Source organism: Psychrobacter sp. CX5, assembly GCF_057621535.2.
Genome location: NZ_CM177735.1, coordinates 2,563,977 through 2,576,519, shown reverse-complemented (window position 1 = coordinate 2,576,519; position 12,543 = coordinate 2,563,977). Strand labels below are relative to the sequence as shown.

The 12,543-nt window shown below is 37.6% G+C and carries 12 protein-coding genes; 11 read left to right on the top strand and 1 reads right to left on the bottom strand.

Annotated features, from left to right (window positions below; translation table 11 throughout):
• The first annotated feature begins 221 nt into the window (after positions 1-221).
• The 8 genes from AC21OG_RS10015 (at position 222) to AC21OG_RS09980 (ending at position 8,050) form a co-directional block, all read left to right on the top strand.
• Entirely contained in the window at positions 222-1,808 is a 1,587-nt protein-coding gene (locus tag AC21OG_RS10015; RefSeq protein WP_491185037.1) for a DUF2345 domain-containing protein, read from the top strand.
• A 13-nt stretch (positions 1,809-1,821) separates the two neighbouring features.
• Positions 1,822-2,475 carry a hypothetical protein gene (locus AC21OG_RS10010; RefSeq protein ID WP_487378487.1) on the top strand — a complete coding sequence of 218 codons (654 nt, stop codon included), beginning with the start codon at positions 1,822-1,824 and terminating at the stop codon, positions 2,473-2,475.
• Between the two features lie 52 nt (positions 2,476-2,527).
• Positions 2,528-3,091, top strand: coding sequence for a hypothetical protein (locus AC21OG_RS10005; RefSeq protein ID WP_487378488.1), 564 nt, complete (start codon positions 2,528-2,530; stop codon positions 3,089-3,091).
• A 386-nt stretch (positions 3,092-3,477) separates the two neighbouring features.
• Positions 3,478-4,218, top strand: a complete 741-nt coding sequence (locus AC21OG_RS10000) for a DUF2345 domain-containing protein (protein ID WP_491185086.1) — start codon at positions 3,478-3,480, stop codon at positions 4,216-4,218.
• Positions 4,219-4,227: 9 nt separating this feature from the next.
• Complete coding sequence (locus tag AC21OG_RS09995) at positions 4,228-5,655, top strand: zinc metalloprotease (RefSeq protein ID WP_487378489.1); 1,428 nt, start codon at positions 4,228-4,230, stop codon at positions 5,653-5,655.
• A gap of 9 nt (positions 5,656-5,664) precedes the next feature.
• Positions 5,665-6,351, top strand: coding sequence for a hypothetical protein (locus AC21OG_RS09990; protein WP_487378490.1), 687 nt, complete (start codon positions 5,665-5,667; stop codon positions 6,349-6,351).
• Positions 6,352-6,857: 506 nt separating this feature from the next.
• The gene (locus tag AC21OG_RS09985) at positions 6,858-7,499 is read left to right on the top strand and encodes a hypothetical protein (protein ID WP_487378491.1); all 642 of its coding nucleotides are present in this window, start codon (positions 6,858-6,860) and stop codon (positions 7,497-7,499) included.
• 299 nt (positions 7,500-7,798) lie between these two features.
• Positions 7,799-8,050, top strand: coding sequence for a hypothetical protein (locus tag AC21OG_RS09980; protein WP_487378492.1), 252 nt, complete (start codon positions 7,799-7,801; stop codon positions 8,048-8,050).
• Here the strand turns inward: AC21OG_RS09980 and AC21OG_RS09975 are convergent.
• A complete protein-coding gene (locus AC21OG_RS09975; RefSeq protein WP_487378311.1) occupies positions 8,043-9,047 on the bottom strand; it encodes an IS110 family RNA-guided transposase in 1,005 nt (334 codons plus the stop codon). The two genes, AC21OG_RS09980 and AC21OG_RS09975, sit on opposite strands and share 8 nt — an antisense overlap.
• A gap of 178 nt (positions 9,048-9,225) precedes the next feature.
• Between AC21OG_RS09975 and AC21OG_RS09970 the strand changes: the two genes are divergently transcribed.
• The 3 genes from AC21OG_RS09970 to AC21OG_RS09960 are packed head-to-tail and all read left to right on the top strand — an operon-like array spanning position 9,226 to position 12,251.
• Positions 9,226-10,107: a DUF2345 domain-containing protein gene (locus AC21OG_RS09970; RefSeq protein WP_487378456.1), complete on the top strand. Its 882-nt coding sequence runs from the start codon at positions 9,226-9,228 to the stop codon at positions 10,105-10,107.
• Between the two features lie 9 nt (positions 10,108-10,116).
• Complete coding sequence (locus AC21OG_RS09965; protein ID WP_487378455.1) at positions 10,117-11,550, top strand: zinc metalloprotease; 1,434 nt, start codon at positions 10,117-10,119, stop codon at positions 11,548-11,550.
• A gap of 8 nt (positions 11,551-11,558) precedes the next feature.
• The gene (locus tag AC21OG_RS09960; RefSeq protein WP_487378453.1) at positions 11,559-12,251 is read left to right on the top strand and encodes a hypothetical protein; all 693 of its coding nucleotides are present in this window, start codon (positions 11,559-11,561) and stop codon (positions 12,249-12,251) included.
• The last annotated feature ends 292 nt before the right edge of the window (positions 12,252-12,543 follow it).

The following is a 12,543-nucleotide window of genomic DNA, read 5'->3' as shown; positions in this document are numbered from 1 at the left end:
CGGTTATACTTGGTAAAGCACAGGGTTGCAGGCGCTTGGCTAGTGGCAGTATCGCAGCACAGGAATGACACTCGCCTTAGCGACTGCCCCTGTGCAAGCCAAGATAATAGTGTAAAGCGGGATGAGCTCCACACGCCATCACAGGGCTGACTCAAAGCCGTCGCCACCGTGAGCGTCATGCTTCACATCTAGAGGCAGGCAGTCATCTGACTCAGTTAAGCTTGATACTAGCCGATACCCCTTGGGTGGGTCATTTATATCGCAGACAAGTATTGCCGCCTATGACAGGTATTACAGAAGATCAGTCAGACACGGACAGTCGTGATCATATGACCCCTACTCGGCTTATGTTGTTTGATACCCAAGCCCAGCCTATATCAAGACTTGAGGCACAGGCAGGAGCGAACTATGGCACTCACTTCACACATAGAGCGGATGATCAAACGCTTGTGCAGTCTATTGGTGATGGTGAGCATTTAATCAATACAGGCAGTCTACTATCTTCCACTCGCCCTAGCCTATTTGCTTCTCATGATGACAAAGCGGTAGAAAGCGGCTATCGGCATCAGGCAGATGGTGCGTTATCCGAGTGGGTCACTGAGCACCGATCTGATCAGGCGTATTCTCAGTTAGCAAATAATAGCAGCCATGTTAACTCAAAGGTTAAGATGGGTGTGATTCACCCTGCTACAGAGTCTAGTAAACGTGACGGTATTCATGTCGCAACTGATGCACAGGTAAGTGTGAAGACTGGGCAAGCTATGGTGATGTCCTCACAGCCGCAAACCTATGCGCAAAGCACAAAGCATGATTATCAGCATCATACCCCGACTCTTACTCAAACCAGCCTTGGTGGTCAGCATCTAAGCGAGCGCTTAACCCAGCTTGCGACAGGTTTAGGTCGTCATGTTAATAGCCATAAAGACATTAAGACTCAGCTTGAGGCCATTACCAAAGAGCAAACCCAAACCACACATCACACTACTCCCTATACCTTGATAGATAGCGCCGCTGATAGTGGTTACGTTAGTGAGGCGTTACTGGTTCATCGCTCTATGGGTGAGATGCTGTCTACCACTCAGCAAGATAGGATGGTGAGTAGTGGTAAGGGGCATCATCAGGTGAGCGGTGAGTCAACGACCCTTGTGGCAGACGGTAGTGTGAGCATGACCAATGCGAAAGACAATATCATGGTATCGGCGCATACGGGACGACTTGAGGCTACGGCTAAGCAGGATGTGAATATATCGTCTTCAACTAAAGAAGTTGAGATTGCGGCGAGTAATAAGGTGACGATTCATGCAGGCTCTGCAAGTATTACGCTTGAGGGCGGTGATATTACGATTAAGGCCAATGAGTTTATTGAAAAAGCGGGTAAGCATAATCCAGCTAAGGGTGGGTTTGATGGGCTGGGGCTTGGTGGGTTGCCTGAGTTTATCGCTGGCGCTATCTATAAGGCGCAGTTTAAGTTTACTGACGATGACGATATTGCTTATGCGAATACACCTTATGTTGCGATTAATGAACGAACTCAAGAGACTTATGAAGGTGTGACTGATGCTGAGGGTAAAACACAAACGTTCTTTAGTGCTAAGCCTGATGAGATAAAGGCACATTTGAAGTTAGATAAGTATAGTGCTCAGTTTAGATTTGTAGATGATGATGATTTACCCTATAGCTTTGTGGATTATATTGCGCAAGCTGAAGAAACAGGTGAATTGTTTGAAGGTAAGACTGATATAGACGGTTTTACAGAGATTTTACGTACTTCAATTGAGCAGGAAATTAAAGCTCATTTAAAATTATAATAAGGGAGTAATTATGCCTACGCCAACAAGACAGCGACCTCAACGCGACCCATTCGAAGTTTTAAGACGGCCTGAACGAACCTCTTCAACCAACGCTACTCAAAACTCAACTACCACAAACGCTAGGATTTCACGTGCTAAAAGAAAGTTAACATTAACTCTTGACGGGAAACCTAATGGTAATTATGCTTATACATGGGATTATCCAGATGGAGAGTTTACGAACCACTACAAGACCCCGCTTTATACTCTTAGAATATCAAATGGTATACATACTAAAGCGTTTCAAGTTATCAGATTCGGACCACGTTACGTAAGAAATGAAGGTTACTCTGTGGCTGGATTAGCAGATCATCAAACGCACTCATTAACATGGCTTCCAGAATACAAGCTACATAGTACAGATACTGCTGAAAACGGTGCATGGAAAGTCTACGATAATTTTCTAATTCATGATGGTCCCGATACGAATAATCCTAATAGGGCTGACAGCATGATAGGTACTGCAGGCTGTTTAGAAGTCTTCGGAACTAATGGATTTTCTAATTTTAATAGAGCTTTGCGAGAACTAGGTGGTGTAACATTCAATAAAGATGTTGACGCAAAGATAACCTATCTTAAAGCAATACGTCCAGTGATTAGAGGTAGGACGCTAGTTATTCCCTAGACTTGTATAACGATTAAAACCAATTCAATGTTTTAAGGTAAGGATGTTCTAGATGAGAAAATTTATTTTTCTACTACTTTTTATTCCGTTAGGTTGTTCAGTTGAAAGCAATGCTGTACAAGACAAGCCTGCTATAGTTAAAGATGAAGCAGCTATAGTCAGAAAGACTTCTAACAAAGATTGCGCTATTGAACCTCTTTTAGAAACTTATGAAAACTTTATAGAACTAGGTATAAAGTCCGCTAATTTAACAACAGAAACTGCTAATATTAGTTTTTCTAAACGTAAAACCCCTGAAGTAGAGATTAGAAACAACCTTACTACAGATTTTGGTAAAGACTTCTTAAAAAATGCTTGTGCACTACGTGGATCAGTAATTAGTCTTAAAGATACAAGGGAAGGTTATCTTGGTGCATATCAAATTACTTATAATTCTGAAGAAAGTGCAGTTTTAGCCGCTGATCTTCTTGAAAAACTAAATACAAGACAACTTAAATTTTTTAAGGTTGCTACTGTTTTTGATTGGACATTAGATAATAATGTTATTCTTATATATTATAATAGCCCTGCTTTAACTATGTACTACGAGCAAAATGTCTCTGAGTTTTCTAAATAATCTTTAATAATTACTATTAACTTTTATACTAGATCTACCTACTGGTTAACTCTAGTTAAATAGTATAGTCGAGCTTACTTTAGATATGATAACACGACGCACGATTATCTTAATAACCAATGGAATAAGATGATTTGGCAGTTTAATGGTTGATAATATAACTTATTATTTATATTTAACCACTTACGAGTGGTTTTTTTATACCTCTACTAAGATGTAACTCATGTTCGAAACGTCCATCTGAATATGGAGTTCTAAGCCTTTCTTAATACGAATATTCATACCACTCTCAACTCTTGAAAATTAGATTGAACCCCTAGTACTTATCAGAGCGCTTAACCCAGCTTGCCACAGGTTTAGGCCGTCAGGTTAATAGCCATAAAGACATTAAGACTCAGCTTGAGTCTATCGCTGACGAGCAAACCCAAACCACACATCACACTACTCCCTATACTCTAATAGACAGCGCCGCTGATAGTGGTTATGTCAGTGAGGACTTACTGGTTCATCGCTCTATGGGTGAGATGCTGTCTACCACTCAGCAAGATAGGATGGTGAGCAGTGGTAAGGGGCATCATCAGGTGAGCGGTGAGTCAACGACTCTAGTAGCAGATGGTAGTGTGAGTATGACCAATGCGAAAGACAATATCATGGTATCGGCGCATACAGGACGACTTGAGGCAACGGCTAAGCAAGATGTAAACATATCGTCTTCAACTAAAGAGGTTGAGATTGCGGCGAGTAATAAGGTAACGATTCATGCAGGCTCTGCGAGCATTACGCTTGAGGGCGGTGATATTACGATTAAAGCCAATGAGTTTATTGAAAAAGCAGGTAAGCATAATCCAGCGAGTGGTGGGTTTGATGGGCTGGGGCTTGATGGGTTGCCTGATATGATTCCAGATAAAAAGTCACTGATGGATGGGGTTTACAATTTGGCTTATCACTTTGTTGATGATGATGACGTGCCGTATGCGAATACACCTTACACAGCTGTTAATAAACGTACTGGGGAAGAATTTAAAGGCGTTACAGATGATGAAGGGTGGTCGGAACGTTTTTATTCAAATAATCAAGATGAAATTGAGATTCATTTAGAGCTTGATTGGCAGGATAACAATAAATAGGATGAAATTATGAGTCAAACTTCTAATGGTGTCATGGGAACTCGTGACCCTTTTAAATTAGTTAGAATCAGTCGCCCGAACTTTACTGTACATTTTAGACAACCGAAAGACATGGCTGGTCGTTATGGTTTTGATTATCCTAGAGATGCTGATAGGTATCCGATAGAAAGAATTGAACTAGACTCTAAAGGCAATAAAATACAGACTCAGAGGAGGTTGTATATAGGAGATATTGAGGACTTTAAAAATATTTATCTACAAGATGCTCAAAACTCTCATCATTTAAAAAATCATGACTACCTACCAGCATGGTTAGTATTGTTTCCATATACAACTGATAAAGTTTATAAGGGAGGCTCAGATATGCATTCTGATGGTATTGAGCTAGATATAGAAGTACAACAAATGATTGGCGAAACGAGCCCATTGAATTCCGATAATTATAAAAAGATAGAGTTCGTCTCTTCTAATCCGGACAAACTATATGTTTCTCCAACTGAAATTCCATTTTCCAGATTACTGAAGAGGGGGCCTACTGCTAAAATAGTAGACGTAGTAAATAGAAAAAAGAGGAATGACTACATTACCAATAGAGCAGTTTATGTTAAAGGAGTAAAAAACCAATTACTCACTACTCATGAAAACATCGCCGTTTATGCAATATCAAAAAGCAATCAAAAATATTTAGTAGGCGAGTTGATGGTGCATAAAAATAATGTCACCTATAAAACTGATTTAGTATTTGTTGACGTGTTGTCCTCTTCATCTTCAGTTATCAAAGGGTCATCGGATATTGAACACCACTTAAAATACCTCTCTTTTAATCAAGCATTGATACGAGCAGAAAGGCGAGTACAATCACAATTTAAGTTATATGAATTAACTAGATACTCTAAAGTTAGTAAATTTCTAGCCACTGTCAAAGCTGGTGTAGCAGGTATTCAAAAAAAGTATGGTCTTAATAAAAAAGATGCTCAAAACAAGCTAATTAGCATTATTAAGAAACAATTAATAGAGTTATATGAGCTATATGGTGACCACAATCCTAGAGACCTTGAGGGAAATAAAGTCAGGTTGAATGACCCAAACAATCCTAGGACATTTATTTTTAATACAGATTTTAGTGCTGGTAGTGTAAACGGGTTTGCGTATGCTGAAGTCGAAGGGGGAAGATTAAAATGGGGCAATAGTGTTATTATATTTAGCCAAGCTAACGGTAAAAATGATACTTTATCTCACGAAATCGGTCATAGCTTAACACTTAGACATGTTTTTGACTCTAAAGCACCTCATGTTTTTTATCAAGGCTTTAGTGATAAAGTAATGGATTATACTTGGAGGTTAGGAAGTACTGTTAGAAACCAAAATAAACGACTTTCATTCACCAGATATGAATGGTATCAAATGCATAAAGATCCAAGTGCTCGTAAATTATAAGGAAAATAGATGATTAATTTGAACTCTTTAGCTACTGCTATAGCATTAACTATACTTGTTTCTGCGTGTGATTTTTCAGAAAGAAATACAAATTTATTGGAGAAATCAGATAATATAGGACTACAAACTGAAGATTTAGATTATATAAAAAACACCAAATCAAGTATTAATTTAGAGCAAGTTGAAGAAGATAAATTAATTCGAACCGAGGTAGAACCATATTATATTCATATACCCTCACATCAAACTTTTAAAAGTATAAACTTGCCAGAAATAAGTTTAGAAAAAATAACAATTTACTTTTATCAAAATCTTAATAGTGAAAAAGTTATAGAAAAAGAGTTTATTGAAGATGATAATAGATTTAGAGGTCACGTGATATTTAATGATGGAACTACTTTTAAATACGATCTTCAGAAAAATAAGAATAATTTTAAAGCAGACGTATTTCAGTACGATGGTAGCTTTGAAATGAGTCAAGGTTTTAGTGAGTTCCAAAAAAGTAATATATATAAAATGCTTGAAATAAGTGGATCTGAAGATCCGCACAAATTTTTTAAAGAACTATTAAATAGTCCAGACATAACTAGCTATATAGGATGTACAATTAAACAAAAAAAAATACTTCATGGTACTATTGAATTAGCCTATTGTAAGGAAGATGATGTAACCATTTTATCATTATATAATCCCTAATAAATAGCACCTAAAGTTTATAGTTATTTATCCAATCTAAACTAAACCTCTATAAGAACAGGGTATAAGAACTACATTTGCCTCCGTTACTGATACTAAGAACATCAATGATGGCAGGAAATTGGTAGATCATATTACCTGCCAGCTCACTCAAAACCATGCGCTAAGCCCATGCCTCCGTTACCACTATCTTAGATAGGTTTCATCATTAATACAGGTAGCCTGCTCTCTACTACCCGTCCTAGTCTTTTTAAAGCAGTAGATGATCAGGCGATTGTAGTGGCATAATGAAATTAGATAAATAATAAGGGGTTATACTAAACTCAAAAATTAAGGAAAAAAGTATGGACAACCTTTTCTATACGAACATAATGTTATTGATATAGCTGATCCTATAATGCTTGAAGACGAATGTAATCCTATTGATGGGACTACCGTACCTAATACCATTGCTACATATTCTTATCATTCGGATATGTCAAAATAATGATAATTGAGAATTCAAAATGATAAAAGTCGCTCTAGTTACTCTATCTCTTTTTTTAGTAAGTTGTGTAACTTCTGAAAACACACAAATTGGAGGCTCTGCTAAGCAAGGTGGACTATCGTTATATAAAGCATTAATAACAGCAAATAACTTACAATCAATCACTCGTTCTGATTTTAAAAACATGACAGAAATAACAAAGGCTGCCATGAGACTAGTTTCTAATGAAACAGATTTGATTTCAGAGTCGAATATTCTTGGTATCTATGATCCTTTTACTCCCAAAGCCAATAAGTGGATTAGATATAGTTTTGAGACTACAGATATTCATACTACGGTATTCACTTATTTAAATGATATAACTGTTGAAGATGTATATATTAGTAACATTGACAAACAATTTATTTCAACTGAATTTCAATTAGATTTAAAAGACCTTAATATCAGCTATTTAAATTATGATTCAATAAAATCTAAAACTAATGCTAATTTATACGATGCCGATTTTGTCTATAAATCAAATGACTATGAGGATATACTAATTGCATTTGAAGCTATTGATTTGACTGAGAATGACATTAAAAAATACGATGAACTTGAGTCTTTACCAAGTAGCATTACTCATATTAGAGTTTATTCTCGACAAGAAAATGAAGATTGATGTTCGATTCTAATTTATGATAAACCTACTGCTTTTAACATATTAAATAGAATAACTTACTATATAAACAAACTTAATCAATCATCTGCTTAGAGACTTAAACATGCAGCAATTATGATAGCCACTTCACGCATAGAGCGGACGATCAAACGCTTGTAAAGTCTATTGGAGATGGTGAGCATTTAATCAATACAGGCAGTCTACTATCGACCACTCGCCCTAGCCTATTTGCTTCTCATGATGACAAAGCGGTAGAAAGTGGCTATCGGCATCAGGCAGATGGTGCGTTATCCGAGTGGGTGACTGAGCACCGATCTGATCAGGCGTATTCTCAGTTAGCAAATAACAGCAGCCACGTTAAGTCAAAGGTTAAGGTGGGTGTGATTCACCCTGCTACAGAGTCTAGCAAACGTGACGGTATTCATGTCGCAACTGATGCACAGGTAAGTGTGAAGACTGGGCAGGCTATGGTGATGTCCTCACAGCCGCAAACGCATGACCAAAGCACAAAGATACCATCTTATATGTCAACTCAAATTACTATCAAATAGTAACTTGAGGTTTGTATTTGCTTTGGTGCTTTATCACACCATAGCAAATCTGTAATAACTTTCTCATACCTGCAATCAAAGCCACTTTCTTGCATTTTCCTCTCTTCAGCAGTCGCTCGTATAGTTGCTTAACATCAGGATTGCAACTAATTGCAGATAACGCACACATGAACAACTTCGATCGTAGGTTGCCATCCCCTTTTTTACTAATACGGCTTCTTCCTTTAAAGATTCCTGACTGTATATGTATAGGGGTTAATCCAACAAATGAGGCGCATTGCGAAGCATCCTTAAAGTCTTTAGATAGGAGTAACGACAATACATTCGGTGCGACTGTCTTACCTATGCTTGGAATGCTAACTAGGTTGTCATAGCCTGACTTTAAGTCAGGATGATTACCTATGTGTTTATCTATCTTGGCTTGGATGATATCTATTTGTTCGTTATAAGTGTCTATCACTTGTTTTATAGATTGGGCGATATCGTTGTCATAGCTCTTTCTAGATTCAACTTTTTCTAGACGGTTGCTTTCTCGCTTCTTATCAGCCTTGAGCGTGTCTAAACGGTCTAGCAGATACTTGAGCTTTCTGACGTGCTCAGGTTCTGGCTCCCATGCTTTAGGGTGCCTTGTATAGGCGTATTGCGCGAGTACGTACGCGTCTTGTTTGTCGGTTTTGTGATGACTGCCGATGGCACCTGCAAATTGTTTGGCATATGCCGGATTAATAACGGCTACTGTGTAGCCTTTACTATGTAGATCATAGGCTAGGTTCTCATAGTATATGCCTGTGGCTTCCATGATGATAAGATACTCATCCGGTTTCTTGTTTGTGCTTTGCTTAGCTAGCCATTTGGTAAAGATTGCAAAGCCTTTTTCGTCATTAGTAAAGGTTTTACTGTGGGCTTTGTTTTTAACTTTTTTACCTTCTCTGTTTAGCCATGTTGCGTCAAATTTAGCTTTGGATATGTCAATTCCAACGTATACTTGATAGGTCATTTCTTTGCATTTCCCTTGTGAATACAGTGTCTCTTAGTTTTAATTTCTAAGGCACTTTGATACCATTCAATCTAAAGAAATACAGGTAGAGGGCTTTATCTTTGCGTCGAGCTCTTTGGCTATAGCGAGATCACTAGCTCACTCTACCTGCTACCATAGCTAAGGTTAACACTTATCTATGGCTTTTTTAACATACAAGCATGATCATCAGCATCATACCCCGACGCTCACTCAAACCAGCCTTGGTGGTCAGCATCTAAGCGAGCGCTTAACCCAGCTTGCCACAGGTTTAGGTCGTCAGGTTAATAGTCATAAAGACATTAAGACTCAGCTTGAGTCTATCGCTGACGAGCAAACACAAACCACACATCATACTACTCCCTATACTCTAATAGACAGCGCCGCTGATAGTGGTTACGTCAGTGAGGAATTACTGGTTCATCGCTCTATGGGTGAGATGTTATCTACTACTCAGCAAGATAGGATGGTAAGCAGTGGTAAGGGGCATCATCAGGTAAGCGGTGAGTCAACGACCCTTGTGGCAGACGGTAGTGTGAGTATGACCAATGCGAAAGAGAATATCATGGTATCGGCGCATACAGGACGACTTGAGGCTACGGCTAAGCAGGATGTGAATATATCGTCTTCAACTAAAGAGGTTGAGATTGCGGCGAGTAATAAGGTGACGATTCATGCAGGCTCAGCAAGTATTACGCTTGAGGGCGGTGATATTACAATTAAGGCCAATGAGTTTATTGAAAAGGCAGGTAAGCATAATCCAGCTAAGGGTGGGTTTGATGGGCTGGGGCTTGATGGGTTGCCTGATATGATTCCAGATAAAAAGTCACTGATGGATGGGGTTTACAACTTGGCTTATCATTTTGTGGATGATGATGACGTGCCGTATGCGAATACGCCTTATACAGCTGTTAATAAACGTACTGGTGAAGAGTTTAAAGGCGTTACAGATGATGAAGGGTGGTCAGAACGTTTTTATTCAAATAATCAAGATGAAATTGAGATTCATTTAGAGCTTGATTGGCAAGATAACAATAAATAGGACGAAATTATGAGTCAAACTTCTAATGGTGCCATGGGACCTCGTGACCCTTTTAAATTAGTAAGGATAAGTCGTCCAAACTTTACTGTACATTTTAGACAGCCACAAGATATGGCTGGTCGCTATGGTTTTGATTATCCTAGAGATGCTGATAGGTATCCGATAGAAGAAGTATCTGAACTAATACAAGGTAAACCAACTCTTACTCGCAAAAAATTATATAAAGGTAACATAGTAAATTTTAATAATATTTACCTTAAAGATGCAAAATTATCTAGTAGTCTACGGGACAGGGATTATCTACCAGCTTGGTTAGTCATATTTCCTCATACTACCAATAGTGTCTACCGCGGTGGCTCAGATATGCATTCTGCAGGTATTAAGCTTGATATAGAAGTACAACAAATCATTGGTGCCACAACCCCTTTGACTGCTGATAATTATAAAAAAATAGTGTTTGTCTCTTCTAATCCGAGCAAACTAACTGTTTCTCCTGCTGAAATACCACTTTCCAATTTATTGAAAAGTGGGCCTTCCGCTACTGTAGTAGATAGGATAAATGGCAAAAAAAGAAATGACTATATTACTAAAAGAGCAGTTCATGTAAAAGGAGTGAAAAATCAACTACTCACTACTCATGAAAATATTGCCGTCTATGCAATATCAAATAGTAATCAAAGGCATTTAGTAGGTGAGTTGATGGTACATAAAAATAATGTTACCTATAAAGCTGAGTTAGTGTTTGTAGATGTGTTGTCCTCGCCATCATCAACTATTAAAGGGTCAAGGGATATTGAATACCATTTAAAATACCTCTCTTTTAATCAAGCATTGATACGAGCTGAGAAGCGAGTACAATCACAATTTAAGTTATATGAATTAACTAGATACTCTAAAGTTAGTAAATTTCTAGCCATTGTCAAAGCTGGTGTAGCAGGTATTCAAAAAAAGTATGGTCTTAATAAAAAAGATGCTCAAAACAAGCTGATTAGCATTATTAAGAATCAATTAATAGAGTTATATGAGCTATATGGAGATCATACTCCAAAAGATATTAATGGAAATAAAGTCAGTTTGAATAACCCAAACAATCCTAGAACCTTTATTTTTAATACCGACTTTAGTGCTGGCAGTATAAACGGTTTTGCCTATGCTGAAATTACAGGAAGCAAAATAAAATGGGGCAATAGTGTTATTATATTTAGTCAAGCTAACAGTAAAAATGACACCCTATCTCATGAAATCGGTCATAGCTTGACGCTCAGACATGTATTTGACTCTAAAGCTCCTCATGTTTTTTATCAAGGCTTTAGTGACAAAGTGATGGATTATACTTGGCGGCGTATAAGTGGAAGAGTAATACAAAACAATAACAAAAGATTGTCATTTACCCGATATCAATGGTATCAAATGCATAAAGATCCAAGTGTTCATAAATTATAAGGAATCCTATGACATCTTTAATCTCGCTATTATCTGCTTCAGTTCTTTGTTTCATGTTGACTTCCTGCGATTCGCCTTCAATTACAAATGTTGAACAAAACACTAATGTCAATAATTCTATAGAAAATACAGAGAATTTAGAAACGATAAAAGAGCCTATAATAGAAGCCAACTCAGAGGAAAATGCTAGTGATCCCGTAGATGATTGGGAGCCCTATATGGTAAAAACTCCAACTAGCCAGTACCATACATCCTTTGAATTTTCTCAATGGAATATACAAAAAATCAAGACTTATTTTTATGATGATATTATTGAAAATGAGTCTACAACAAAGTCCTTAATTGACAATGATTATATATTTGAAGGATATGTGAGTAATACTGACCATACTATATTTCATTATTCTTTTTTAAAAGAGGAAGGAAAATATTTAGGCAAAGAACTCTACTTAGCAGGCGACTATGAACTAAGAGATAAACTGACAGGGCCATATAAGGATACGGTTTATAAAATGCTTGAGATAAGTGGCGTGGATAATCCTGAGCAATTCTTACAGGAATTATTAGCTAGCCCTAAAATTACTAAATATACAGGTTGCACCGTGCAACTAAAACAAGTGAAGTATGGCGTGATAGATTTAACCTCTTGTCTAGAAGATGATGCAACTGTTCTAGCGTTGTACAATCCTAAAACAAAGTAAAAACGCTTAAAGTTTTTAAAGGGCCTGATATAACAAGAAAAATAGCAAATAATTTACAACCCAGTGAAACACTCAACCTGACTTAATCGCACTGATATACCCTAAGTTAATCACCACAGGCTGTCAGCCTACTGAATCAAAAAATATTAGCCAAGATGGCGGGGTGATTCGTTACCATCAAGTACTATCAGAATTTTGCTTCAAATTTTGAAGCAGGCAGTCATCTTACTCAGTTGAGCTTGATATTAGCCAATACACCTTGGATGAGTCATTTATGTCGCAGCAGATCGGT

What these genes read in the sequence shown, in the direction of transcription:
- AC21OG_RS10010 (WP_487378487.1), top strand. Translation starts at nt 1,822, where the DNA reads ATGCCTACGCCAACAAGACAGCGACCTCAACGCGACCCATTCGAAGTT.
- AC21OG_RS10005 (WP_487378488.1), top strand. Translation starts at nt 2,528, where the DNA reads ATGAGAAAATTTATTTTTCTACTACTTTTTATTCCGTTAGGTTGTTCA.
- AC21OG_RS09995 (WP_487378489.1), top strand. Translation starts at nt 4,228, where the DNA reads ATGAGTCAAACTTCTAATGGTGTCATGGGAACTCGTGACCCTTTTAAA.
- AC21OG_RS09990 (WP_487378490.1), top strand. Translation starts at nt 5,665, where the DNA reads ATGATTAATTTGAACTCTTTAGCTACTGCTATAGCATTAACTATACTT.
- AC21OG_RS09985 (WP_487378491.1), top strand. Translation starts at nt 6,858, where the DNA reads ATGATAAAAGTCGCTCTAGTTACTCTATCTCTTTTTTTAGTAAGTTGT.
- AC21OG_RS09975 (WP_487378311.1), bottom strand. Translation starts at nt 9,047, where the DNA reads ATGACCTATCAAGTATACGTTGGAATTGACATATCCAAAGCTAAATTT.
- AC21OG_RS09970 (WP_487378456.1), top strand. Translation starts at nt 9,226, where the DNA reads ATGGCTTTTTTAACATACAAGCATGATCATCAGCATCATACCCCGACG.
- AC21OG_RS09965 (WP_487378455.1), top strand. Translation starts at nt 10,117, where the DNA reads ATGAGTCAAACTTCTAATGGTGCCATGGGACCTCGTGACCCTTTTAAA.
- AC21OG_RS09960 (WP_487378453.1), top strand. Translation starts at nt 11,559, where the DNA reads ATGACATCTTTAATCTCGCTATTATCTGCTTCAGTTCTTTGTTTCATG.